The sequence below is a fragment of the Flavobacterium sp. EDS genome (genome assembly GCF_020991525.1).
Lineage (GTDB): Bacteria > Bacteroidota > Bacteroidia > Flavobacteriales > Flavobacteriaceae > Flavobacterium.
This window is the reverse complement of sequence record NZ_JAJMOZ010000001.1, coordinates 127,852-153,729: the sequence shown is the minus strand read 5'-3', so window position 1 is coordinate 153,729 and position 25,878 is coordinate 127,852. Positions and strand designations below refer to the sequence as shown.

The 25,878-nt window shown below is 31.8% G+C and carries 26 protein-coding genes and 2 tRNA genes; 17 read left to right on the top strand and 11 right to left on the bottom strand.

Going from position 1 to position 25,878, the window contains the following annotated elements:
- Positions 1 to 207: 207 nt before the first annotated feature.
- The 6 genes from LPB87_RS00710 (at position 208) to LPB87_RS00685 (ending at position 4,729) form a co-directional block, all read left to right on the top strand.
- On the top strand, positions 208 to 768 hold the full coding sequence (locus LPB87_RS00710; RefSeq protein ID WP_230604405.1) for a YceI family protein: 561 nt from the start codon (positions 208 to 210) through the stop codon (positions 766 to 768).
- A gap of 7 nt (positions 769 to 775) precedes the next feature.
- The gene (locus tag LPB87_RS00705; protein ID WP_230604403.1) at positions 776 to 2,140 is read left to right on the top strand and encodes a hypothetical protein; all 1,365 of its coding nucleotides are present in this window, start codon (positions 776 to 778) and stop codon (positions 2,138 to 2,140) included.
- Between the two features lie 8 nt (positions 2,141 to 2,148).
- Positions 2,149 to 2,700 (top strand): hypothetical protein, encoded by a 552-nt coding sequence (locus LPB87_RS00700; RefSeq protein ID WP_230604401.1) that lies wholly within the window; start codon positions 2,149 to 2,151, stop codon positions 2,698 to 2,700.
- A 183-nt stretch (positions 2,701 to 2,883) separates the two neighbouring features.
- Positions 2,884 to 3,216, top strand: a complete 333-nt coding sequence (locus tag LPB87_RS00695; protein WP_230604399.1) for a hypothetical protein — start codon at positions 2,884 to 2,886, stop codon at positions 3,214 to 3,216.
- Between the two features lie 112 nt (positions 3,217 to 3,328).
- Positions 3,329 to 3,970, top strand: a complete 642-nt coding sequence (locus LPB87_RS00690) for an O-methyltransferase (RefSeq protein ID WP_129540943.1) — start codon at positions 3,329 to 3,331, stop codon at positions 3,968 to 3,970.
- Positions 3,971 to 4,009: 39 nt separating this feature from the next.
- Positions 4,010 to 4,729: a phytanoyl-CoA dioxygenase family protein gene (locus LPB87_RS00685; RefSeq protein WP_230604397.1), complete on the top strand. Its 720-nt coding sequence runs from the start codon at positions 4,010 to 4,012 to the stop codon at positions 4,727 to 4,729.
- 112 nt (positions 4,730 to 4,841) lie between these two features.
- On the opposite strand, the gene LPB87_RS00680 is transcribed toward LPB87_RS00685, so the two are convergent.
- The 7 genes from LPB87_RS00680 to LPB87_RS00650 form a co-directional block, all read right to left on the bottom strand.
- Positions 4,842 to 5,405, bottom strand: a complete 564-nt coding sequence (locus tag LPB87_RS00680) for a phosphatase PAP2 family protein (RefSeq protein ID WP_129540942.1) — start codon at positions 5,403 to 5,405, stop codon at positions 4,842 to 4,844.
- The gene (locus LPB87_RS00675; RefSeq protein WP_129540941.1) at positions 5,405 to 5,731 is read right to left on the bottom strand and encodes a twin-arginine translocase TatA/TatE family subunit; all 327 of its coding nucleotides are present in this window, start codon (positions 5,729 to 5,731) and stop codon (positions 5,405 to 5,407) included. Before LPB87_RS00675 ends, LPB87_RS00680 begins: the two co-directional genes overlap by 1 nt.
- Before the next feature lie 104 nt (positions 5,732 to 5,835).
- Positions 5,836 to 8,076, bottom strand: coding sequence for a M1 family metallopeptidase (locus LPB87_RS00670; RefSeq protein WP_230604393.1), 2,241 nt, complete (start codon positions 8,074 to 8,076; stop codon positions 5,836 to 5,838).
- A gap of 62 nt (positions 8,077 to 8,138) precedes the next feature.
- The gene (locus LPB87_RS00665) at positions 8,139 to 8,648 is read right to left on the bottom strand and encodes a DUF6702 family protein (RefSeq protein ID WP_230604392.1); all 510 of its coding nucleotides are present in this window, start codon (positions 8,646 to 8,648) and stop codon (positions 8,139 to 8,141) included.
- A complete protein-coding gene (locus LPB87_RS00660) occupies positions 8,649 to 9,401 on the bottom strand; it encodes a hypothetical protein (protein WP_230604391.1) in 753 nt (250 codons plus the stop codon).
- Positions 9,391 to 10,119 carry a carboxypeptidase-like regulatory domain-containing protein gene (locus LPB87_RS00655; protein ID WP_129540935.1) on the bottom strand — a complete coding sequence of 243 codons (729 nt, stop codon included), beginning with the start codon at positions 10,117 to 10,119 and terminating at the stop codon, positions 9,391 to 9,393. Before LPB87_RS00655 ends, LPB87_RS00660 begins: the two co-directional genes overlap by 11 nt.
- Positions 10,106 to 10,858: a hypothetical protein gene (locus tag LPB87_RS00650; RefSeq protein ID WP_230604390.1), complete on the bottom strand. Its 753-nt coding sequence runs from the start codon at positions 10,856 to 10,858 to the stop codon at positions 10,106 to 10,108. The genes LPB87_RS00655 and LPB87_RS00650 overlap by 14 nt, the downstream gene beginning before the upstream one ends.
- A gap of 155 nt (positions 10,859 to 11,013) precedes the next feature.
- On the opposite strand from LPB87_RS00650, the gene pepE reads away from it, so the two are divergent.
- The gene (gene pepE / locus LPB87_RS00645) at positions 11,014 to 11,721 is read left to right on the top strand and encodes a dipeptidase PepE (protein ID WP_230604388.1); all 708 of its coding nucleotides are present in this window, start codon (positions 11,014 to 11,016) and stop codon (positions 11,719 to 11,721) included.
- Positions 11,722 to 11,756: 35 nt separating this feature from the next.
- Here the strand turns inward: pepE and LPB87_RS00640 are convergent.
- A tRNA-Gly gene (locus tag LPB87_RS00640) sits at positions 11,757 to 11,829 on the bottom strand.
- A 106-nt stretch (positions 11,830 to 11,935) separates the two neighbouring features.
- Positions 11,936 to 12,008, bottom strand: a tRNA-Gly gene (locus LPB87_RS00635).
- Between the two features lie 135 nt (positions 12,009 to 12,143).
- Here LPB87_RS00635 and LPB87_RS00630 point away from each other — a divergent pair.
- Both LPB87_RS00630 and LPB87_RS00625 read left to right on the top strand, forming a co-directional pair.
- Entirely contained in the window at positions 12,144 to 12,590 is a 447-nt protein-coding gene (locus LPB87_RS00630) for a GNAT family N-acetyltransferase (RefSeq protein ID WP_230604387.1), read from the top strand.
- On the top strand, positions 12,583 to 14,163 hold the full coding sequence (locus LPB87_RS00625) for a L,D-transpeptidase family protein (RefSeq protein WP_230604385.1): 1,581 nt from the start codon (positions 12,583 to 12,585) through the stop codon (positions 14,161 to 14,163). The genes LPB87_RS00630 and LPB87_RS00625 overlap by 8 nt, the downstream gene beginning before the upstream one ends.
- On the opposite strand, the gene LPB87_RS00620 is transcribed toward LPB87_RS00625, so the two are convergent.
- A complete protein-coding gene (locus tag LPB87_RS00620; protein ID WP_230604383.1) occupies positions 14,152 to 14,874 on the bottom strand; it encodes a murein L,D-transpeptidase catalytic domain family protein in 723 nt (240 codons plus the stop codon). The two genes, LPB87_RS00625 and LPB87_RS00620, sit on opposite strands and share 12 nt — an antisense overlap.
- A 567-nt stretch (positions 14,875 to 15,441) precedes the next feature.
- Between LPB87_RS00620 and gpmI the strand changes: the two genes are divergently transcribed.
- From gpmI to LPB87_RS00595, 5 genes are all read left to right on the top strand, one after another.
- Positions 15,442 to 16,959, top strand: a complete 1,518-nt coding sequence (gene gpmI, locus LPB87_RS00615; RefSeq protein ID WP_230604381.1) for a 2,3-bisphosphoglycerate-independent phosphoglycerate mutase — start codon at positions 15,442 to 15,444, stop codon at positions 16,957 to 16,959.
- Positions 16,960 to 17,085: 126 nt separating this feature from the next.
- A complete protein-coding gene (locus LPB87_RS00610) occupies positions 17,086 to 17,757 on the top strand; it encodes a TetR/AcrR family transcriptional regulator (protein WP_129540929.1) in 672 nt (223 codons plus the stop codon).
- A gap of 12 nt (positions 17,758 to 17,769) precedes the next feature.
- Positions 17,770 to 19,428, top strand: a complete 1,659-nt coding sequence (locus LPB87_RS00605) for an ATP-binding cassette domain-containing protein (protein WP_230604379.1) — start codon at positions 17,770 to 17,772, stop codon at positions 19,426 to 19,428.
- Between the two features lie 5 nt (positions 19,429 to 19,433).
- A complete protein-coding gene (locus LPB87_RS00600; protein WP_230604374.1) occupies positions 19,434 to 20,780 on the top strand; it encodes a biotin/lipoyl-binding protein in 1,347 nt (448 codons plus the stop codon).
- A complete protein-coding gene (locus tag LPB87_RS00595; protein WP_230604372.1) occupies positions 20,780 to 22,168 on the top strand; it encodes a TolC family protein in 1,389 nt (462 codons plus the stop codon). The genes LPB87_RS00600 and LPB87_RS00595 overlap by 1 nt, the downstream gene beginning before the upstream one ends.
- A gap of 56 nt (positions 22,169 to 22,224) precedes the next feature.
- Here LPB87_RS00595 and LPB87_RS00590 read toward each other — a convergent pair whose 3' ends face one another.
- Positions 22,225 to 23,469, bottom strand: a complete 1,245-nt coding sequence (locus tag LPB87_RS00590; protein ID WP_230604369.1) for a DUF445 domain-containing protein — start codon at positions 23,467 to 23,469, stop codon at positions 22,225 to 22,227.
- A gap of 199 nt (positions 23,470 to 23,668) precedes the next feature.
- On the opposite strand from LPB87_RS00590, the gene map reads away from it, so the two are divergent.
- Genes map through LPB87_RS00575 form a run of 3 tightly spaced genes read left to right on the top strand, consistent with a single transcriptional unit; the run spans position 23,669 to position 25,763 of the window.
- Positions 23,669 to 24,487 carry a type I methionyl aminopeptidase gene (map, locus tag LPB87_RS00585; RefSeq protein WP_129540923.1) on the top strand — a complete coding sequence of 273 codons (819 nt, stop codon included), beginning with the start codon at positions 23,669 to 23,671 and terminating at the stop codon, positions 24,485 to 24,487.
- A 58-nt stretch (positions 24,488 to 24,545) separates the two neighbouring features.
- The gene (locus LPB87_RS00580) at positions 24,546 to 24,950 is read left to right on the top strand and encodes a GxxExxY protein (protein ID WP_230604367.1); all 405 of its coding nucleotides are present in this window, start codon (positions 24,546 to 24,548) and stop codon (positions 24,948 to 24,950) included.
- 39 nt (positions 24,951 to 24,989) lie between these two features.
- A complete protein-coding gene (locus LPB87_RS00575; protein ID WP_129540922.1) occupies positions 24,990 to 25,763 on the top strand; it encodes a class I SAM-dependent methyltransferase in 774 nt (257 codons plus the stop codon).
- Positions 25,764 to 25,878 lie beyond the last annotated feature (115 nt).

The following is a 25,878-nucleotide window of genomic DNA, read 5'->3' as shown; positions in this document are numbered from 1 at the left end:
TACTAATTGCGCCTTATTTTAATAAGCTATCCTACTCACTATTAATATAACACTTTAATAAAGTTTTAACAATGATTATTATCATGCTTTTTACTATGCATGCATATTAAATTTGATGAAAAGAAATTAAGAATTGCTTGTAAGTCCAGCTTCCACGACGACTCTCAAACAGTATCTTATTAATGAGTAACGAATAAATCAATAAAAATGAAAACACTTAAATCAATTTTTTTAACAGTAGCTTGTTTAGCAATGTCAACATACATGAGTGCACAAAGAAACTATACTGTAGATACAAAATCGACTTTTTTGGTAACAGGAACATCTACAATGCACGATTGGGAAATGAAATCTAACTCTGGAACTGGTACAGCAAATTTAACTGTTACAGATGCTAAACTAACAGACATTAACAACCTAACCATTACTCTTTTGGCAGAAAGCATAAAAAGTCACAAAACAAGTATGGATAAGGTAGCTTACGAAACTTTAAATACTAAAACTCACAAAAACATTAAGTACGTTTTAAAATCTGCCGAAAAAGTAAATGAAACGACTTGGAACTTAACAGGAACGTACACAATAGCAGGAGTTAGTAAAGATTTTAAAACTCAGGTAAAAACTACTGTTAACAATGGAGTTGTAACTCTTCAAGGATCTAATAAAATAACGTTTGCTGATTTCGGAATGACTCCTCCAAAAGCATTACTTGGAACCATCAAAACAGGAAAAGACCTTACATTAAATTTCAATATCATATTAAAATAAATACCACATGAAAAAAATCTATCTCATAGCTACAGTTTTATTAGGAATGGCTACAGCAACAGCTCAAGTTGGATTTGGGCAGATTCAGAACCAAATTTCACGAGACAAAAACGGAATTAATCAATTTGACGTAAAAAAAGATACAGTTCAGTACAAAGGGCTAAGTATAGATATTGGAGCGGCATTTGCATTACAATTCCAAGGAGTAAATTCTTTTAACGGACAAGAAAATCTACCCGCTCCAATTTCTGGCTACAGGTTAAATAATCTTGAAAACAATTTTAACCTACCTACTGCTAACTTTACAATTGGTGCACAATTATTTGATGGAGTACGTGTAAATCTAGATGTTTATCTTGCTTCTAGACACCATCATGAAACTTGGGTAAAAGGAGGATATTTACAAATTGACAAATTAGATTTCATTAAGAAAGATTTCTTAGCAGATTTCATGAAATATGCTACTATTAAAATTGGTCAAATGGAGAACAACTACGGTGATGCTCACTTTAGAAGATCTGACAATGGTAATGCACTAATGAATCCTTTTATTGGGAATAATATTATGGATGCCTTTATTACAGAAATGGGTGCCGAACTTTACTATAACCGAAGTGGTTTTGTAGGTATGATTGGAGTTACAAACTCTAAACTAGACCAAGATGTTAAAGAAGTAAAACAAGCTAGTCCTACGCATAATACAACTGTTAGCCCTACTATCTTGGCAAAAATTGGTTTCGATAAACAACTTGATCCAGATTTGAGAATAAGATTAACAGGATCTTTATACCACACTGCAAATTCAAGTGGAAACTTATACGCATCTGATAGAGCAGGAAGCCGTTTTTATGGTGTAATGAGTCACAGTGATTATACTGGCGCCAATGGGGCTCCTGTTGCTGACAACTTTGACCCAACTGCTAATAAAGATACTGGGCGTTTTAATCCTGGATACGGAAACTGGGCGACATCATACATGATTAACCCATTTGTAAAATATAAAGGATTTGAATTCTTTGGTACTTTAGAATTTACTTCAGGTGGAGATGCGAAAGGAGTTGAAACTTCACGCTCAGTAAACCAATATGCAGGAGATTTAGTATACCGATTTGGTACTAACGAAAATTTATTTATTGGAGCTAAATATAATTTAGTTGATGGTAAATTAAGAAACTCAGACGCTGAAGCCGTTAACATAACAAGATTTGAAACTAGTGCTGGTTGGTTTATGACTAAAAACATTTTAGCAAAAGTTGGTTATGTAGATCAGCGCTACAAAAATTATAGCCAATTTAATGCCGCTGGAAACCCAAATGATTTATATAAAGGAAAATTTAACGGTGTAATGTTTGAAGCTGTTATTACATTCTAATTTAAACAATGAAAAATTTATTTACAATTGGATTGTTGGGTTTAGCATTATTCCTCTGTTTAGGAAGTGCTAAGCCCACTTTTTCCCCTGACGATTCAATTTTAATTATTAATAAAATTGAAATTAAAATTAGCGGAAAATCAACTGTTGGTGATTATAACTGTGGTAACTCATTAATTAAAAAAGACAGTATCTTTTTAAACTTAAATAAAAAAAATAGTATTTCAGCAGAAATTCCTATGTCTAAATTTGATTGTAAAAACAAAATAATGACCAAGGATTTACAAACTACGGTAAAAACAAAAATATACCCTAATAGCTATGTAACCTTATCTGAAATTAGACCTTGTGGTAAAAACTACAAATGCAATCTTACTTTTTTAATAACAGACAAAACGCTTAAATACAAAGATTTTATATTAAATACCACTGGTAACAAAATCCAAGGAACCTTTAATTTGAATTTTTCTGATATTGGTCTTGAACCTCCTGTAAAGATGGCTGGGCTTATAAAGGTAAAAGATCAAATAATAATAGATTTTAGTTTATATAAAAACTAGTCATATAGCTTAAAAAACTTTTCATATAATAATCCGAAATTTGAAAAGTTTGGTACAAGAATTGTAATTACACTCAAAAGAAAGATAGTCCTACAAAAAAACAAAATGTCACGTTTTTTTTATGTAAATTGTTCTTTCTTAGAAACATATATTAACATTGTATCAACCCAAAAAAAATTAATTATGAAAAAACAAATTTTAAGCTTAGCAGTTATCGCTTTATTAGCATTCGGAGTACAATCTTGCGAAAAGAAAGAGCCAAAACCTACTGAAGACGAATTAACACTTGGAAACAAAGTAGACTCATTAGCTACTGATATAGATGAAGTAAAAGACACGGCAGTAACTAAAATAGAAGATGCTGCTAAAGATGTAAAAGACGCTACTAAAAAAGCTGCTGAAGATGTAAAAAATGCTACAGAAAAAGGAGCCAAAAAAGTAGAAGAAGCTGCAAAAGTTGCAAAAGACGGAACTGTGAAAACAGCAAAAGAAGTTAATGATGCTTTAAAAAAATAGTTTTCATTTTACATGAAAATTAAAACCATTCGCCAACGCGAATGGTTTTTTTATGCAAATAAGTAAAGCAGATATTTTGTATTTTTGTATTTCATTTTTAGACTATACAACAATGCATTTTATATCACAAGAACTAGAAGACTACATAGAACAGCACTCTGAAAAAGAACCAGAATTACTAGCTCGTTTAAACAAAGAAACCTACCAAAAAATTCTATTACCACGTATGTTAAGTGGTCATTTTCAAGGTCGCGTTTTAAGCATGTTATCTAAATTAATCCGACCAGTAAATATTCTTGAAATTGGCACTTATACCGGTTATGCTGCCTTGTGCTTATGCGAAGGAATGCAAGTAAATGGACAACTACATACAATTGACATCAAAGAAGAATTAATCGATTTTCAACGAAAATATTTTGACCAATCTCCTTGGGGAAAACAAATTTTTCAGCACCTAGGAGAGGCAACAACTATCATCCCTACAATTGATGTAAAATTTGATTTAGTATTTATTGATGCTGATAAAGAGAACTATCTTAATTACTATGAAATGATAGTTCCAAAAATGAATAAAGGGGGTATCATTTTATCTGATAATGTTTTATGGAGTGGTAAGGTCTTAGAACCACTACATCCAAATGATATTAGCACAAAAATCCTTTTAGAGTACAACCTGCTTTTAAAAAATGATCCAAGAGTAGAAACAGTTTTACTACCTATTCGAGATGGATTAACAGTGAGTAGAGTTCTTTAAAAAATCTGATAAAGCAATCATATTGAAATTGATTTTAAAATGAAATACATAAACGAAATAGACACTGAAGGGTTTATAATTATTGATGCTATCTATAACGAAAATGAAATTGAAAAACTGACCTCAATAATTGAAAGCGTTACAGAAGATAAAGCAGGAAAAACAACCTTTAGAAAATCTGAAGATTTATTTGCTATAAGACAATTTCATAAAGAAATCCCAGAAGCATTAGACTCTATTTTTAATCAGAATTTAAAGAACATCATCAAATCTAACTTTGGCGAAGATTATTTTATAACTAAATCAATCTATTTTGACAAGCCCGAAAAATCAAATTGGTTTGTTGCGTATCATCAAGACTTAACAATCTCGGTAGATAAAAAAATAGATGTAGAAAGTTTTGAAAACTGGACTACTAAACAAGATCAGTTTGCTGTGCAACCTCCGAAAGATATTCTTGAGAAAAATTTCACGATAAGGATTCATATAGACAAAACGACTAAAGATAATGGTGCTTTAAAAGTAATTAATAATTCACATTCTAAAGGAATTTATAGAGTCGAGAATATGGACTTTAAAAATGAAAAAGAAACAGTTTGTGAAGTCGAAAAAGGGGGAATAATGATTATGAAACCATTACTTTTTCATGCTTCTAATAAGACTACAAATAACGAAAGAAGAAGAGTTATTCATATTGAATTCAGCAACATTGAGCTTCCGAATGGATTAGATTGGAGCGAAAGAACCAATATTAATTAGAAATCACATCAATAATTCTTAGCACTTCTAGCCCAGATGGAAACGGTATCCTTTTCCTGACTTCTTTAGTCAGGAAAAGATAAAGTGTACAGCTGGAAAATGCTCCAAAAATTTAAACCGGAAAATACTTTACTTTTGCTTTCTGGTATATCTTATAGATTAAAAATCCCATTATTACTCCTACTGAATATCCACAAAGAATATCTAATGGATAATGCAAGCCTAAGTAAATACGGCTGTAAGCAAAAATTAATGGCCATAAGAATAGAAATCCAAAATATTTAAAGTGCTTGTTAAGTGCTAAATATAAAAAGGTTGCTGCCGCCATCGAATTGGCTGCATGTCCTGAGAAAAAGCTGAATGATTGTCGAGATTGTACAATTCGAATAAACGATTTGATATCAGGATTGTTGCAAGGTCTTAAACGTTGTACGCTATATTTAACTGCATTAGTTAATTGATCAGTACAAGCTATTAGAATTGCTATAAACAAGAGCAAAAACAAGGTTTGTTTTGTCCCTATTTTTTTATAGATAAGATAAAGTAATAGTAAAAAGAGTGGAGCCCAATTCAATTGATTGGTAATTACCAACCAAAGTTTATCGTAAGATTCTGAACCTAATCCGTTAAGGAATACAAATAGATTTACATCGAATTCTTGTAATTTTTCAAGCATTATAACTGACGTTTTATAGGTCCTGTAATGGAGTCAATATCTTCTTTTGTTTTTTCAAATTGCGTGGTAGCATCTCCTAATAAATTAGTTTTAGCCTTCTCTATTTCAGAATTAATGTTACCTGTCATATCATCCAAGGTTTTTGCATCAAAGCCATTAGCCTCTGCTCCTTTTTGAATTTCGCTTTTAATATCATTAGTCGCATTTTTAAGTTGCGCCATTGCTTTACCCATTGTACGAGCTATTTCTGGCACTTTATCTGAACCAAAAAGCATAAGTACTACAAATAATATGAAAACTAATTCTCCTCCTCCTATACCAAACATATCTTTTTTATTTTATGTGCCACAAAGATATTAAATTTTGTAGCCTACCGCTTTAAAATTTACTTAAAAAAAAAGACTCATACGAGTCTCTTTTCCTTTTTTATTTAGTCAAATTTTGATTTTACCTCTACTTTTGGCCATGCATTATTAGTTACATCTATATCTGCAGTAAGTAATTTTGGATCAATCTGAATGCTTTTTATAGCTTTTTCTGTTGCATATACCTTTTTGGCAGTATCGTTATTTTTTCTCCAAATTTGTGCTGGATATTTAAACTCCTCTTTTGTTTCATCTTCGTATGTAATTTCAACAAGAATAGGCATAATCATTCCGCCTGGCTTATTAAACTCAACTTCATAGAAATATTTTGGAGCTTTTAAATTTGCTTTTTCTTCTGCCGTAAATGTGTCTGCTACGTAATCTGATAATAATTTTACTTCATCTATTTTCAACGCCTTTTTATCAGATTTCTTTATTTCTTTATTTTCACCTTCAATTAAATATACAAAAGGCCCTTTTTCAAAACCAAAACGTCCTTTTTTAATCTTAGCATTTTTTAACTCAGGAGTCGCCGTTTCACTTACATAATATTGCTTTACATCTTTAATTCCGATATCCACAAAATCTGTTGAATAAAACCATCCTCTAAAAAACCAATCTAAATCGACTGCCGAAGCATCTTCCATTGTTCTAAAGAAATCTTCTGGTGTTGGGTGTTTAAACTTCCATCTGTTTGCGTATGTCTTAAATGCATAATCAAACAATTCTCTTCCCATAACTACTTCTCTTAAAATATTAAGACCAGTTGCTGGTTTTCCATATGCGTTATTTCCAAATTGGTGAATCGTTTCAGAGTTTGACATAATTGGCTCTAAAAACTTTTGATCTCCACTCATATAAGGTACAATGTTTTTTGCTGGACCTCTTCTTGAAGGGAAATTAGGATCTAACTCTTGCTCTGCCAAGTATTCTAAAAAAGAGTTCAAACCTTCATCCATCCAACTCCACTGACGCTCATCGGAATTTACAATCATTGGAAAAAAGTTGTGCCCAACTTCGTGAATCACTACTCCAATCATTCCGTTTTTCATCTCTTTGCTCGTAACCCCATTTTCATCAGGACGTCCATAATTCCAACAAATCATAGGGTATTCCATTCCTTGATCCTCTGCCGAAACCGAAACTGCTTTTGGATAAGGATAATCGAATGTATGTGAAGAGTAACTTTTTAATGTATGTGCCACTACTCTTGTTGATGTTTCTTCCCAAAGCGGATTTGCTTCTTTTGGATACACTGAAGCTGCCATAACAGTTTTAGCTCCAAGTTTTACAGCCATTGCATCGTAGATGAATTTTCTTGATGTTGCAATTCCGAAATCACGTACATTTTTAGCACTAAATTTCCATGTTTTTTTCTTTTCAGAGAATCCTTTTTCTGCCACTTCTGCTTCTGCTTGCGTAACAATGATAACTGGTTTATCGTATGATTTTTGAGCTAGCTCATATCTTTTTACCTGCTCTGGAGTAAAAACTTCGCTTCTATTCATTAATTCTCCTGTAGCTTCCATCACGTGATCTGCAGGAACAGTAATATTTACATCGAAGTTACCAAAAGGCAAAGCAAACTCTCCGCCTCCCCAAAACTGCATATTCTGCCAACCTTCTACATCATTATAAACTGCCATTCTTGGGTAGAATTGTGCAATTACATATAATTTGTTTCCATCTTTTTCGAACAATTCATATCCAGAACGTCCGCCGTCTTGTCTGTAATTATTGATATTGTACCACCACTTAATCGAGAATGAAATTTTTTCACCCGCTTTTAAAGGTGAAGCCAAATTAATCCTCATCATAGTTTCATTAACTGTGTATGACATTGGATTTCCCTTAGCGTCTTTAACATAATCGATATTAAATCCTCGCTCTAATCCTTCTTTTAAATATTTATTAGAGAAACCAGATACTGGCAATACCTGGCTAATTTTTTCGCTCTCGGCTAATGTAGTTTGTGTGTTTTTTTTCGCTTGATTCTGATCTAATTGCACCCATAAATACTCTAGAGTATCTGGCGAATTATTAAAATAAGTAATTGTTTCTGAACCGGTTAATTTTGAATTTTTATCATCCAACTCAACATCTATCTTATAATCGGCTTGTTGCTGATAATACGCTGGACCTGGTGCCCCTGATGCTGTACGAAACATATTAGGAGTAGCCAATAAATCGTACATCTGACTAAATTTATTGGTATCGTACTTTCCTTGTTGTCTTACATTTGTGGTACTTTTTTCCTGTGCAAAAAGGATGGCAGGAAAAAACAATAAAAATGAAATTCTTCTCATAACTGGTTTTTGGAGTTTTGTCAAGCTGTGAAAATAGCAATTAAAAGAATATTTATACCGATTTAATCATATTTTAACAATTCTTTCCTTGAAGATGCAGTAAAAAGCACACTTTTCTTGATTCCAAACACTGAAACATGTGTAATATTTTGCTGATCAGAATTCCAATCTACCAAAATTGTATTTGAAATCTCTAGTGTTTTAATTTTACTCACATCGCTTATTCTGGAGTAACAAACCAAAACATCATTTGCCTCTACTTCTTTTGACAAAAAAACAATTGGCTTTGACTGACCGTTTACTTTTACAATAAAATTCTCTGCTAAGTATTTTTTCAAAAGAGCAACGTCAGCTTCAGTTTCTTTTCCTGTGCCAATATTGGTTTTCGTTTTGTATTTTTTCTCAACTCCATTATTTAAATCATCTATAAAAATACGGGAGGTAATTTGTAACATTTTTTTTTCGGGAGCATAATTTACCTGATAAACTCCAACATAAAATTTATGAAAAGAAAAAGCAGTACTCAAGACAAACAATATAAAAAGAACAGGAAAAACTATTCTTTTCTTCATCTATTTGTCATTTAACTTTTTAAATTCTTTACTCTTATTAACCAAAAAGTCCATCAACAGAAATTGATCTTGTGGTTTTAAATACTCTTTAGAATGAGCATCATTAGAGCAATACAACAAAAATAATTCAACCTCATCTTCCTTAAGATCTAAATCTTTTGCAAAAAACTTTGGACTAAAATGAAGTTTTACATATTCAGAAAAAGCGATATCACTAACATGATCTTCTTGAACATTATCTTTCTTCTTCTTCAACAATTTAGAAACATCTTTGAATATTCGAACAAAATCAGTTCCATATTTTATAGTCTGATCAGAATACATTGCAGAATTTTTAGCTGTAGATTGTTTATCATCCTCAAATTGCATATCAACATATTGTTGCGAACCTAATTGCAGTACTTTTACTTTTAGATCTTTTGGAATAACAACCTCTTTTAACTGATTATTTACCAAATCTAATTTGACCATGAATAACACTTGAGAACAATCTTTCTCTGTTAAAACAATTTTCTTAGACTGAAAAGCCAAACCTGAAAACAACAAAGTATCTTTTGGTTGTGCCATTATATCAAACAATCCATTTGCATTAATAAATGTTCTCACATTTGCATTAATATTGACTACATAACCATTTTCTATGGCGATAATATCATTTATTACTCGTCCATGTAATGGCTTTCTTACCATAGATTGTGCGAAACAAAGCTGACATAATAAACCTAAAACGAGTATTCCTATTCTATTTTTCATTCGATATAATTGTTAAATATTTCTGTGCCAGCCCTGTAATCAAAAACATACAAACTGTTTTATTCTTAGCGTTCAACGAATTTACAAACTCTGGATCATCTATGCAATAAAGTTGGAACCCTTTTATATGTTCAAGTGGAATTTTTAATCTTTGAGTGTAATAATTTTCTTCGAAAAGATATTCAATTTTTGAATACAAAATCTCTTTTTTCTCAACAACTGCTTCTTTTTTTAACATAGCAGTCCTACCAGATATTTTATTCAAAAGAGATTCTGTCATAGAAGACTTAGCTGTGTATAATTTTCGTTCGGCGGGTGTATATTTTTTTTGCCCATAAGGTATAATCCCTAAATTTTCTGCATTTATATTCGAAAACTCATTTATAACAACCTCTTTTAGCTCTATGTTTTTAGCTGTCATTTTAATCAACAACAAATCTAATTTTAAATCATTGGGTGTAATTCGTTTTCGAAGTGGCTCTAAATTTACTGCTGAAAAAACCAATACATCTCCTTCCTTTATATGTATAGAAAATTGCCCTTTATTATCTGAAATTGTTGTTTCCTGAGTTGTATTGTTTACAATTGTTATGGCTTCAACCGAACTTGAATCGGCAGTAACTTTTCCTAAAATTTCTTTTGTGACAATAGTCTGCCCGAAACTTACCTGGAAGAATAAAGATAAAATAAATAAAAGTAAAATATTAATTATTTTCACAAGCTATGATTTCTTTATATTTAACTGCAAGTTCTCCTAATAAAAACTCCGTTGTAGTTTTGTTTTTGGTATTCAAAATCTTCGTAAAGCTTTCATTTTCTACAGCAAAATACTCAAATCCTTTTACGTAATCCAAAGGTATGCTTAGTGTTCGAACAAAATGATCTATAGTAAACATTTTTTCTAAAAGTTGCATGAAAATTTCTTTTTTCTCTACTGCTAATTCTTTTTCAAGCATTTTTGACCTTCCTGAAAACATATTCAGTAAGGGATCTAAAGCCACCGATGCCCCCAAGCCTACTGACGCATCTAAATCTGTCGCTCCTTTTAGTTTTCGCTCTGCAGGAGAATACGAACGTTGCCCTGCTGGAATTATCCCTAAGGCAACTGCATTTATATTATCGTATTTTTTTATAATAACTTCTCGCAGTTGATTCATCCCTACCTCTACCCTAACCACAAAATTTGTTGAAGCAAAATCCTCCCCGCCTAAAACAATTCGTCGTTCCTTAAGCTGTACTGATGAAAAAATAAGTGTATCTCCTATTTGGGCCGGTATTGAAAATGATCCATCTGAATTTGTAAGTACGGAGGCTTCTGTCCTAAAATTCACAACATAAATCCCCTCTAAATCCATTATATTAGCATCTACTTTTCCTTTCAAAACAGTAGACATCTCTACCTGCGCCAAAAGATTATTAGCTAGTAAAATAAAAAAAACACATACCGCTTTGTTCATCAAATCATTATAAGGATAAGTTGTAAAAGTATCTTAATGTCTTCTAAATTTAATACTAATGACTTGGTAAAAATATGTTAATTAAAGCTTTATTTTACAGCTTTAAAATCTACAATTTAATATCTTTAACTTTATTAAAAACAACATAAACACTTATGAAAAGCATTATCATTGCCAGCACCTCTACACTACACGGAGGCAGTTATTTAGACTATTTATTACCCGAATTAGAAGTGCATTTTAAAAACTGCGAATCTATTCTTTTTATCCCTTTTGCAAGACCTGGAGGAATCTCGCACGAGCAATATACTAAAACTGTTTCTGAAGCATTCAAAAAGATAAACATTAACATAAAAGGAATTCATGAATTTGAAGATACAACAGCCGCAATTAACAATGCCCAAGGGATTTTTACTGGTGGCGGAAATACTTTTTTACTAGTAACTCAACTGTACAAAAACAACATCATGACCACCCTTGCCGAAGCGGTTAAAAACGGAACACCTTATTTAGGAACAAGCGCTGGAAGTAATATTTGCGGTTTGTCAATGCAAACTACTAATGACATGCCTATCATTTACCCGCCAAGTTTTCAAACTTTAGGATTAATTCCGTTTAATTTAAATCCTCATTATTTAGATCCAGATTCTCAATCTAAACATATGGGCGAAACTCGCGAAACAAGAATAAAAGAATTCCACGCTTTTAATACTCTTCCTGTTCTAGGATTGCGTGAAGGAAGCTGGTTAGATGTAAAAGGAGATCAAATTATTTTGAAAGGGAATTTATCTGCTCGTCTTTTTAGACAAAACCAAGAGCCTGAAGAATTAGAACCTCAAACAGATTTGAGTTATGTGCAATAAAAAAGCCGAAACTATTAAGTTTCGGCTTTTTAAAGAGCGAAAGACGAGGCTCGAACTCGCGACAACCAGCTTGGAAGGCTGGAGCTCTACCAACTGAGCTACTTTCGCATTAACTGGGTGCAAATGTAAAAAAATTAAATCATTTTAAAAAATAAAAATCAATTTTTTTTTTCTTTTAAAAGAAACCGAAACATTTGCAATTTCGGTTTCTTAGAGCGAAAGACGAGGCTCGAACTCGCGACAACCAGCTTGGAAGGCTGGAGCTCTACCAACTGAGCTACTTTCGCATTACTGTGGTGCAAATATAGATAATAACTTCAGTTAAAAACAAGTTTTTTTTATTAAAATTTCATAAAATTTTAAACTAATTCTATAAGATATTTAAAACTAAAAAGTTATAATTTTACTTTTTTATAAAAACTATGACAAACATACAAGAAATACCCGCCCAAGAAACTTATTTAGTACGCAATCCTGTTCTAAGAAAAGGTAAACCAATAGAAAGTTGTCGATTTGATGGTGATGATTTAGCAACAACACATCACTTTGGCTTATTTGAAGACAAAAGTTTAGTAGGAATTATTTCGCTATTCAAAAATTCTAACATTACATTTGCAGAAAATTCCCAATCTCAAATTCGAGGAATGGCCATTTTAGACGATTTCAGAAAAAAAGGATTAGGAGAAGCTCTAGTAAATCACTGCGAAGAATACTGCATTAACAATAATTGCGAGTTAATATGGTTTAACGCCAGAACCGAAGCTGTCGGTTTTTATGAAAAAATGGGCTACCAGAAAACTGGGGCTATTTTTGAAATAAAAGATGTTGGAGAACATCTACTAATGTTTAAAAAACTTAAAAATGAATAAACTTTACCTTTTTATATTATTATCTATTGTTATAAGTTGCAAAAAGGAAGAAAAAGTAACTCCTATAAAGAAAACAGAACCTCTTCCCGCAATCATCCAAACTGATGAACGAAAAATTCAGCTAGACACTTCGTTGATTAATTCTTTTAAAAGTGAAAACCTTCAAAAATTTTATATCGCCTCAAACAATGAAACTGTTTGGGGAAATCTAGAAAAGAGAACTTTTATAATTGATGAATTAAAAAAATCCGAAGCGCTTGGCTTAGAACCAAATGATTATAATATAAAAAAAATAAAGAACTTTGAAAACAAAATAAGCAGACTAAACGATACCGATTTAGCGCTTTATGATGTTTTACTTACCTATAATTTCCAGAAATACTTAACACATTTATATAAAGGAAAACTAAATCCAAAGAAATTATATAACGATTGGGATTTAAACGAAAAACCATTTGATGTAAATACAATTCTTATAAAAGCTTTTAACGATAATGATTTAGCACTCACAATTGAACAATGTCAACCAAAAACATATACCTATAAAAGACTCTTAAAAGCACTTGTGTTACTAAGTAAATTTCCAGATGACAATATCAAGGCAATCGATGTTAAAGACAAAGTTGTCTTACACGATACAAATAACGCAATGATTACGATAAAAAAACGACTTCTATACTGGAAAGACTTAACCGGAAGAGATAGCTTAACCTCTATATACGATGGTAAAACATTTGAAGCTATTAAAAAATTCCAAATGCGTCATGGCTTAGCTGCCGATGGTGTTATAGGTAAAGGAACAGTTAATGCTTTAAATTTTTCCAAAACCAAAAGAAAAAATCAAATTATCGCTAACATTGAGCGTTGGAGATGGTACGCAGATACATTGGCAGAAAACTATTTTATAATAAACATTCCTGATTACAGCTTAAATGTTGTTGAGAATAAAGACACTACTATAGTTCGAAAAATTGTTGTTGGAACTATTAGTCGAAAAACACCAATACTTACCTCAACGCTTACAACTGTAGTTTTAAACCCTACATGGACCGTTCCTCCAACTATCCTAAAAGAAGATATTGTTCCTGCAATGAAACGAAATCGAAATTATTTAAAGAATAAAAACATCACAATTTACGACAAAGACAATTCAATTGTAGATCCAAGTGATTGGAACGAAAATTCCCCTGGCAGGTATCGCTATGTACAAAGTCCAGGAAATCACAATTCTTTAGGATTAATGAAGATTTTATTCCCAAACAACCATAGTGTTTATTTACATGATACGAATCATCGTGGCTTATTTGGCAGAAGCAACCGCTCTTTAAGTTCTGGCTGTATTCGTGTTGAAAATCCACTGGAATTAGCACAACATATATTAGACTCTAACAAATGGTCTAAAGAAAAAATAGATTCTATTATTGTAACCAAAAAGACTACCAACGCAAGAATTGCTAAAAAATATGCTATCTACCAATGGTACTGGACTGCTTGGAGCAATGATAACTCTTTAGAATTTAGAGACGATATTTACAATCTAGATGCTGATTTATATGCTAAATTAAGAAATTAGCCTTTCTTCCATCGTAAAAGTTCTTGACGGATGATAGATATACAAACATGATTTATCTTTAATTGCTTCAATGATCGCATTTGTTAATTCTACTGGAATAGCAGGACAACCTAGACTACGTCCCAACCTCTTATTGCCTCTTATAAATGATTCAGAAACATAATTGGCTCCATGAATTACAACTGCTCTTTCACGAGCATTATCATTAACTCCTTTTTCTAAACCATCTAAGCGCAATGAAATTCCATGTTTTCCTTTGTATACCTCTGCAGTTGCATAAAATCCAAGACTACTTTTAAAAGAAGAATTTGTATTTGAGAAATTAGATGCAAATTCATCCCCAGTATTTTTTCCGTGAGCAACTAAAGATTGAAACAAAATTGTATTAGTAGAAAGATCAATAACCCAAAGACGCTTTATATTAGAAGACAAACTAAAATCAATTAGAGTCAACAGATCTTTTTGTATAACTCCTTTATCTTTTAATAAATAAAAACCTTTTAAGGCTTCTGTAAAACTTTTAACATCTGGTAACTCAAAGTTATTTGCGTTAAGCGTACTATAAACGGCCTTAACTCTTAAATCTAAGTTTGTAATTACTGTACTGGCAATGTTTTTCTTTTCAACTTTTTTAACTTCCGTTGTTGTTTTTGTATCCGTGGTAAATGACAAAAACAAGAAAAGCAGTGCGGGATAAATCTTATAAATCATTGAATATGTTTAGGTTATAAATTATTTCTGGGTTCGCAAATGTATAAAAAAATTACAGTTTTCAAAATTTTGAAAAGAAAACAAAGTGCTTTTTAATCAATTTTTAACGAATCTAACCTAATTATTATTGCATTCTCTTAACAAAATCACAATTAAAAGTACTGATAAACAATAAAATACAAACAAAACCTTACGGTTTAAAAACTAATTACCAACCCACAAACACCAAACTAACTACTTGATTTTAAATTCAATAATTTATTCTATGAATTTTTATTACAACCTGAAACGTTTATAATGCATTACTAAAAAAAGATCTTTCCGATATAGAAAAACAGCTCACTTACCCTTACTATACTTAAACGCCCATTTTTTTAACAAACATTTCCTATTTCATCAACTAGGACGCAATCAAAAATAAATCTAATCTGCATATATTTTAAAAAAAATAAGCTTCTATAATTAAATTATTATTTTTTGATACGGTTCCCTTTATAAAGCATAATTGTAACTGAGTCGCTCTTAAACATTTTATAAATGGCTTATCTTTGTACAAAATAAATTCTGATGAACAAAAAAGTAATCCTTATGATTTTAGATGGTTGGGGAAAATCTCCTGACCCTAAAGTATCTGCAATAGACAATGCAAATGTTCCTTTTATAAATAGTCTTTACAAAAACTACCCAAGCGCACAACTTCGTACCGATGGTTTAAATGTAGGTTTACCTGAAGGTCAAATGGGAAATAGTGAAGTTGGTCATATGAACCTTGGTGCAGGAAGAATCGTTTACCAAGATTTAGCAAAAATCAACCTTGCAGTAGCTAACAATACTTTAGCAAAAGAGCAAGTGCTTGTAGATGCTTTTACATACGCAAAAGAAAACAACAAAAAAGTTCACTTTTTAGGTTTGGTTTCAGATGGTGGTGTCCACTCACACACTTCTCACCTAAGAGGATTAATAGATGCTACTCAAGAATATGGCCTAGACAAAGTATTCATTCACGCTTTTACAGATGGTCGTGATGTAGATCCAAAATCTGGAGCAACTTATATTCAAGACTTAGAGAACCACATTGCAAATACTCCAGTTAAAATAGCATCAGTTATAGGTCGTTATTACGCAATGGATCGTGACAAACGTTGGGAACGTGTAAAACTTGCTTACGATTTGATTGTAAACGGGTTAGGTACACATTCTAAAGATGCTGTAGCTTCTATTAAAGAAAGTTATAAAAATGATGTTACTGATGAGTTTATTGCTCCAATCACTATGGTTGACGCAAACGACAAACCTTTGGCAACTATTGAAGAAGATGATGTTGTTATTTTCTTCAATTTTAGAACTGATAGAGGTCGTGAGCTTACTGAAGCCCTTTCGCAAGAAGATTTTCATGAGCAAAACATGCACAAACTAAACTTATACTACGTTACGCTTACCAATTATGACGAAACGTATAAAAACGTAAAAGTTGTTTACAATAAAGACAATATCACAGAAACCTTAGGTGAAGTTTTAGAAAAAGCAAATAAAAAACAGATTCGTATTGCCGAAACTGAGAAATATCCTCACGTAACCTTTTTCTTCTCAGGAGGAAGAGAAGTCCCTTTTGAAGGAGAAACTAGAATCTTAAGAAATTCTCCAAAAGTAGCTACTTATGATTTAAAACCAGAAATGAGCGCCTTTGAATTAAAAGATGCACTTGTCCCTGAATTAAATAAAGGTGAAGTAGATTTTGTATGTTTAAATTTTGCCAATGGAGACATGGTAGGTCATACAGGAATTATGAGTGCCGCTATATTAGCCTGTGAAGCTGTAGATGCTTGTGTAAAAGAAGTTATCGAAGCTGCTCTAGCAAATGATTACACCACTATTGTAATTGCTGATCACGGAAATTGCGAAACTATGATTAATCCTGACGGAAGCCCTAATACAGCACACACAACTAATCCTGTACCAATTATTTTGGTTGACAAAGAATTAAAAACAATTCATGATGGTGTTTTAGGAGACATCGCTCCTACTATACTTGAATTAATGGGAATACCACAACCTGCTGCAATGACTTGTCATTCATTACTATAAAGTAATTTGAAACAAAAAACTAAAAGCTGCTCTTAACCATAAGAGCAGCTTTTTTTTTACACAAATAAAAGTTAAATCATCAAAGTTAAAAGTAATACTATTATATTTGCATTTAAAATAACTTATATGGAAATTATACTATCAAATTTAAAAATCCAAGTCAATGAAAAGATCTACGTAAAAGATCCTGAAACATCTGTATTAGGAAAAAAAATCATTGAACATAGTATACTTCTCATTGATGCTATTGGTTTTGATAATTTTACATTTAAAAAATTAGGTGATAAAATAGGTTCAAACGAAAGTTCTATTTATCGTTATTTCGAAAACAAACACAAATTATTAGTCTATCTGTCTTCTTGGTACTGGAGTTGGATGGAATACAAACTTGTTTTTAGCACTACTAACATTACGGACAAAAAAGAAAAACTTAATAAAGCTATAACAATTGTTACCGAAAAAGTAACAGACGACACAAATACAGATCATATCAATGAAGCGGTATTGAATAAAATCATTATTGCTGAATTCACCAAAACTCTTCATACTAAAGAAGTAGATCAAGAAAACAAAGAGGGTTTTTTTTTAATATACAAAAGAGTTATTAACCGAATTGTTGCTATAGTAAAAGAAGTAAATCCAGAATATCCTTTTGCAAAATCTTTAGTATCTTCTATTGTAGAAGGTAGCTTACACCAACATTTTCTAACAGATCATTTAAAGACTATCACAGATTGCAATGAAACTGTTACAACCACTCAATTTTATTTAAACCTTGCAGAAAACGTTTTGCGCTAAAAAGAAAAAAATATGACTCCAATAAAACGATTTTACAATCTACTCGAACTAGATAAAAAAGACATTTATCAAATTTTCTTTTATGCTATTTTTGCAGGATTAGTCAGTTTATCACTCCCACTGGGCATTCAGGCGATAATAAACTTTATACAATCAGGTAGAGTAAGTGTTTCATGGATTGTACTTATCATACTGGTAGTGATTGGTGTAGCGTTAGTAGGTATTTTATCTTTGATGCAGCTGCGTATTACTGAAAATTTACAACAAAAAATATTTGTCCGATTCTCCTTTGAGTTTGCAGCACGCTTACCTAAAATCACATCAAATCAGATATATGGACATTATTTGCCAGAGTTAACAAATCGTTTTTTTGATACGCTAACTATTCAAAAAGGAACTTCTAAATTATTAATTGACTTCTCAGCTGCCTTACTTCAAATCATCTTTGGGATTATTTTATTATCCTTATATCATCCTTATTTTATTATTTTCGGGGTTCTCCTTCTTTTGCTTTTATTCTTTATTTTCAAATTCTCTTATAGCCCTGGAATAGAAACCAGCCTAAAAGAATCAAAAGCTAAATACAGCGTTGTAAGCTGGTTACAAGAAATAGCACGCAACAGTTTTAGTTTTATCAATGAACTCACTCATGATTTTGCGCTTCAAAAAAACGATACTTTAGTAACCGAATATGTTACTTATCGCGAGAAGCATTTTAGCGTCATTAAAAAACAATTTACTCAATTAATTATCTTTAAAATAATAATAACCGCTGGTCTATTATCTATTGGGGGATTTCTAGTACTAGGTCAAGAAATGAACATTGGCCAGTTTGTAGCCGCAGAAATCATAATCTTACTAGTGATAAACTCTGTTGAGAAAATTATCTTGGGACTTCAAACCTTCTATGATGTTTTAAGTTCTGTTGAGAAAATAGGACAAATAAATGACTTAGAATTAGAAGAATACACAGACTCTAAAGACGATAATTACTACAATAACATAACGTTAGAGACTGAAAATTTGAATTTTAAATTTCCAGATTCAGAAAATTTTATTTTAGAAAATATTAATCTTAAAATAGAACAAGGAGAAAAAGTAGTAATTGATGGCACGAACGGCTCTGGAAAAACAACACTGATTCGATTATTATCAAGAGTTCTAAAACAGAACTCAGGTTCTCTTTACATCAATGATGACACCTATAAAAAAATAAATATAAAACAATACCGCTCACAAATTAGCTACATAAATTACAATGAAACTCCATTTGAAGGGACTATTCTAGAAAACCTAACCTTTAATGACCCTACTGTAAGCTCTGAAGATTTAAAATGGGCTATCGAAGGTGTTCAACTTGGCTCATTTATCAAACAATTACCAAAAGGTTTAGACACACATATTTTCCCCGAAGGGCAACAACTATCTTCATCAAATGCTCAAAAATTACTATTGGCGAGAAGTATTATTCATAGGCCAAAAATTCTTTTTTATGAAGATCCAACTGACACTATGGATGATAATGTTGCTAATGAAATTATTGACTTTATAACTTCAGACAAAAACAAATGGACCATTATTGTTTCTTCTAAAAATCCATATTGGGAAACAAAATCTACTCGAAAAATAACGATGCAAAGAGGACATATCATACTTGATCAAAAAAAATAAGAGTTATGCTAAACATTTCTGACAACAAAACAAAAATACAGCCCCTTGACAAGTATGAAACTGTAAAAAACCTAAGCAATAGGCCTCATTACAGAATTCTGAACAAAATCATTATAGGCACTTCTATCTTTGGTATAATTGCTCTTTTCTTTCCTTGGACACAAAACATTTCTGGATCAGGAGCTGTAACGACTCTAAAGCCTAACCAAAGACCGCAATCTATCCAGAGTGTTATTTCTGGAAGAATTGAAAAATGGTATGTTCAAGAAGGTGATTTTGTAAAAAAGGGAGATACAATCATGTACATATCTGAAGTAAAAGAAGACTACATGGATCCAAATTTGGTAGAGAATACTAAAAATCAAGTAACTGCAAAAAAGCATTCTCTAGAATCATATGACTCAAAAGTGAATACGCTGTCTAAGCAAATTGAATTCATAGAGAATGAACAGAAATTAAAATTAGAACAAGCAAAAAATAAAGCAAAACAATCTCTTTTAAAAATAAAAAGCGACAGCATCGATCTTATCGCTGTTAAAACGCAATTAAAAATCGCAAACACGCAATATGATCGTTCCGTACAACTAAACAAAGAAGGATTAAAACCCTTAACCGATGTAGAAGAAAAACGTTTAAAATTACAGGATGTTGATGCTAAGATTGTAACTCAGGAAAACAAGTATCTAACAAGCAAAAATGAATACATTAATTCTAAAGTAGAAATCAATAGAATTACTGCTGAATATTCTGAGAAGACAGCTAAAGCAAAAAGTGATCAATTTACAACTTTAAGTAATAAATTCGACACGGAAGCACAAGTCAATAAATTAGAAAATCAATACGTAAATTATAGCGTTCGAAATGGCATGTATTACATCAAAGCCGCTCAAAATGGGTACATCAATAGAGCATTGCTAGCTGGAATAGGAGAAACCATAAAAGAAGGAACACCAATTGTAACCATAATGCCATCTGAGTACGATATTGCTGTTGAAACTTACATAAGTCCAATCGATTTACCGCTGATGTCAAAAGGCGAAAAAGTACGTATTTGGTTTGATGGCTGGCCGACGATTGTGTTTTCTGGATGGCCAGATATTTCATATGGAACATTTGGAGGAAAAGTGGTAGCTATTGAAAACTTTATTAGCCCCAATGGCAAATACAGAGTCCTTATTGCTCCAGATCCATCTGAGGCAAAATGGCCAAAACAACTTAGTATTGGCTCTGGTGCTCAAACGCTTGCTTTATTAGATACTGTACCCATTTGGTTTGAAATATGGAGAACCCTAAACGGATTCCCTCCAAATTATTATAAAAGCGAGACAAAAACCACTAAAGAAAAAAAATAATGAAACCGATATATTCAGTCTTTCTATTTATTGGTTTTACGCTTTTTGGCCAAGAACCAATCTCTAAAGAATTCACCTATAATGAATTTCTTGGATATGTAAAAAAATACCATCCTTTGGTTAAAAATGCTAATTTAGAAGTTAGCAAGGCTCAAGCTAATTTAATGATGGCTCGAGGTGGTTTTGACCCAAAAATTGAAGTCGATTTTAGTAAAAAAGAATTTAAAGACAAAGAATACTATTCTATTTTAAATAGCAGTTTTAAAATTCCCACTTGGTATGGAATTGAGTTAAAAGCAGGATTCGATAATAGCGAGGGTATTTATCTCAATCCCGAAAATTCTACTCCAAATCAAGGACTAACTTCTTTTCGAATCAATGTGCCTATCGGGCAAGGGTTATTCATTAATCAAAGAATGGCAGATGTTCGAAAAGCCAAAATTCAAATGAAACTAAGCGAGTCTGAGAGAAAACTACAAGCCATTAGTATTTTATACGATGCTTCGATTGCTTATTTTAATTGGAAGAAGAATTTCGACGAGATGAGGTTATATGAGATGTACAATAACAATGCACAAATACGCTTATCAGGAATTAAATCCTTAATAAGTCGCGGAGATAAACCAGCAATTGACAGTATTGAAGCAGGAATAAGTTTAAAAAACAGACAATTAAGCTATGAGGATTCTAAACTAAAACTAACCAAATCTAAATTGGAACTATCTAATTTTCTTTGGCTAGAAAACAATATCCCATTAGAGGTTTCAGAAAATCTTATACCAGAAACAGCGCTAGAAAACACCTTACAAGAAACGCTAAAAACTAATGATCTATTACAGAAAGACTTTAGCTTGGATGCACATCCAAAAATAAATGCACTACAAAATAAAATAGATATCCTGAATGTTGAGAAAGATCTAAAGCAAAATATGCTGTTACCAAAAATAAATTTGGGTTACTCCTATCTATCGGAACCCAGTTATATTGACAATTATCGTTTTCAAGATTACAAATTTGGTGTGGAGTTTTATTTTCCTCTGTTTTTAAGAAAAGAACGCGGGAGCTTGAAATTAGCCAAATACAAAGTTCAAGAAAATGAATTTGCTCTGGCTTTAGAAAAAGTGCAATTGACCAATAAAATAAATGCGCAAAAAGTAGAAATCACTTCACTGCAAAAACAGAAGAAACTTGCCAAAGATTTGGTCGAAAATAACATTACAATGCTCAACTCAGAAGAACGATTATTTTCATTTGGAGAGAGCTCTTTATTCTTGATTAATACACGAGAAAATAATTTAGTGAGTGCTAAGCTTGCCGCTATCGCTTTAGAAAATCGATTTTACATCTCAAATTCGGAGCTCTTTAAAATCATGGCAAACCCAGATTAAAACAAAACTCAAAATATTCTAAAAAGAGACAAGTCTTACAACTTGTCTCTTTTTTTTTAAGTAATAATATGCTCTACAAAATAAATTAAAAGACCTACAAACCCTCCTACCACAGTTCCATTAATACGTATAAATTGAAGGTCTTTGCCTATTTCTAATTCTAGCTTATTAGAAATTTCTTCCTTATCCCAGCTCTTTACTGACGAAGCTATCAGATCACCAATCATCTGTTTATTTTTCAGAAGAATACCTAGCAAATCTATTTTTACAAAATCATTTATTTTGCCCAACATTACCGGATCACTTTTTATACTGATTCCGAAATTCTGAATCATACTAATAATCCTATTTTTTATTTTAGAATCATCTTTCTTTTCTAAATCGGTAGCAATTGCATCTTTTATCTGACTCCATATAGCGCTAATATATTCTATCACTTCTTTTTTATGAGCAAACTCAATCACTAAATCATTTACTTTTTGTTGCAACTCTGGTGAATTATTCAATTCAGAAATAAAATTAAGAACATAAGTATTTATTTTTCTCCGAATACCACTGTCCGTATGTTTTGCTTCATCTATAAACTCATAGAGCCCATTAAAAATACCGTCTGCAATTTTTTTATCTGCTACTCCGAGCGTATACCAAGGTGTAGATTCATTTACTTTTTCACGAATCACATCTCTATTATTCTGCAATTCTTCAGTAAGTATTTTTAGCACATTAGAAATTAATTGCTCTTGCTTTTCACTTTTACTCAAAGACTCCAATCCAATCGCAATCCATTCTCCAAAATTTATTTCTTGTAATTTAGCTTCAAATTTTACTTGAATAAACTTCTGAACATCCTCATCTACAATCGTTTTTAAAATACCAGGAATTACATCTTCAATAATCAAACAAGCAATTGTATTTGCATTGGATTTATCAGACAACCAGTTTGCAGCTTTTCCTGCAAAATTAAACTGTTCAATTTTAACCTCTAATTTCTCTTTAATCAGAAACTCATCAGAAACAAAAGTTCCTAAATTTTGACCAATAGTATCTTTATTATTAGGTATCAAAGCCGTATGTGGAATTGGCAAACCCAAAGGATGCCTGAATAAGGCTACTATCGCAAACCAATCTGCAATTCCACCAACCATAGCCGCTTCGCTAAAAGCTTTGAGCCATCCTATTTTAAAGTAAATTGAAATTAGAAAAAGAACTACAGCTAGACCCAATACACCCAACGCAAATCTTTTCATCTTCATCAAACCAACCGCTTTGCTTATTCCATCTTGATTATTAATGCTTTTCATAATAGGAAGGATTAATTAATAAGCTAATTTATTCAATTGTTTCAACAACTGTTTTCATTTTAATAAGATAATTTTACAAACTTTCTATATATTTATAGGCTGCTATTAAATCTAATTATAAATGATATAATTAAATACAAAAGCTATTTAAAGAAAATAATATTAAAATTGTACTTTTGCCAACTGAAAATCCGAAATTATGATTATTGTAAAATCACGTGAAGAAATAGAATTAATGCGCGAAAGTGCCTTAATCGTATCAAAAACATTAGGAATGATTGCTTCTGAGATAAAAGAAGGAGTTACCACATTATATCTTGATAAACTAGCCGAAGAATTCATTCGTGATCACGGTGCAGTTCCAAGCTTTTTAGGTTTATATGACTTCCCAAACTCACTTTGTATGAGTCCAAATTCACAAGTTGTTCACGGTATTCCAAATAACACTCCTTTAAAAAGCGGTGATGTTATCTCGGTAGACTGTGGTGCATACAAAAACGGCTATCATGGAGATCATGCCTATAGCTTTGAAATAGGAGAAGTTGCTCCAGAAGTTAAAAAATTACTACAAGTTACCAAAGAATCTTTATATGTTGGAATCCGTGAATTTAAAGCAGGAAACCGTGTAGAAGATGTTGGAAGTGCAATACAAAAATATACCGAAGCACATGGATACGGAGTTGTTCGTGAACTTGTTGGACATGGACTTGGGCAAAAAATGCACGAAGATCCTGAAATGCCAAATTATGGTAAAAAAGGAAGAGGAAAACTTTTTGTAGAAGGAATGGTTGTTGCTATTGAACCAATGATTAACCTGGGAACAAGAAACATAAAACAACATAAAGATGGCTGGACAATTACAACAGCTGACGGTAAACCAAGTGCGCATTTTGAACATGATGTAGCTTTAATCGATGGTAAACCAGAAATCTTATCCACTTTCCAGTACATCTATAAAGCACTAGGAATCGAGAGCAACGAAGAAGATGAATTTAGAAAAGTGCCTTTGATATTATAGTTATTACACAAAGATTCACAAAGATATGCGCAAAGATTCACAAAAATCATAATTTAAAATGCATTCAGAAAACTTAGTCTCGCAAGATGAACTAAATGCAATTTCATATAAAATTATTGGTTTAGCAATCGAAGTTCACAAACAATTAGGTCCTGGTTTATTAGAATCAGCTTATCAGGAATGTTTATATTATGAGCTTATCAATTCTGGTTTAATTGTTGAAAAACAAAAAGCATTACCGATAATTTATAAAGACATAAAATTAGATCACGGATATAGAATAGATTTGCTAATAGAAAATAAAATTGTAATTGAATTAAAAACTGTTGAAGCTTTTACTGATGTACATTTTGCGCAGATTCTTACTTATCTAAAACTAGGAAATTATCCTTTAGGATTACTTATTAATTTTGACTCAAAAATTTTAAAAAACAACATAAAAAGATTTATAAACACTTTGTGAAGCTCTGTGCCTCCTTCGTGAATCTCTGTGAAACAACCCATGAAGAAACTTTTCAAACTAGTTCTTAATACCATTCCACGTCCATTATTAATTCGTTTGAGTTATGTGGCACGTCCTATTTTAGCCTTTTCATTAAAAGGAGATAAATTTACTGATCCTATTGATGGGAGAAGTTTTAAAAGTTTTTTGCCTTACGGATACGGAAAACAACGTAACAATGTACTTTCACCAAGTACTCTATCTTTAGAAAGACACCGTTTGTTATGGCTATACCTGAACGATCAAACTGATTTCTTTACAGCACCAAAAAAAGTATTGCACTTTGCTCCCGAACAAGCTTTTTACAAACTATTTCGCAAGCAAAAAAATCTTGATTACACAACAACTGACTTATTTTCACCTTTAGCAGATGTTAAAGCAGATATATGCAATTTACCTTTTAAGGATAATGAATATGACGTTATCTTATGTAATCATGTTTTAGAACACATTCCGGATGACACCAAAGCGATGCAGGAATTGTTTCGTGTTTTAAAACCTGGAGGAATGGCAGTTTTACAAATCCCACAAGATTTATCTAGAGCAGTTACTTTTGCAGATGACACTATTACAGACCAAAAAGAACGTGCTAAGATATTCGGACAATATGATCATGTACGTATTTATGGCCGTGATTATTTTGATAAATTAAGAAGCATTGGCTTTATCGTAATCGAAGAGGATTACACCAATAAAATAGCTCCAGAGCTAGTCGAAAAATATTGTTTAGCCAAAGGAGAAATTATCCCGCTTTGCTTTAAACAGGAAAACTAAATAGTCTTTTCTTCAAGTGATACAATCACATTTAAAAAGTTTTCAAAATAGCAATAATTTGAAAACTTTTTAATTTTATACAAGTCCTCAAATTACAACCAAACCAAACCTACAA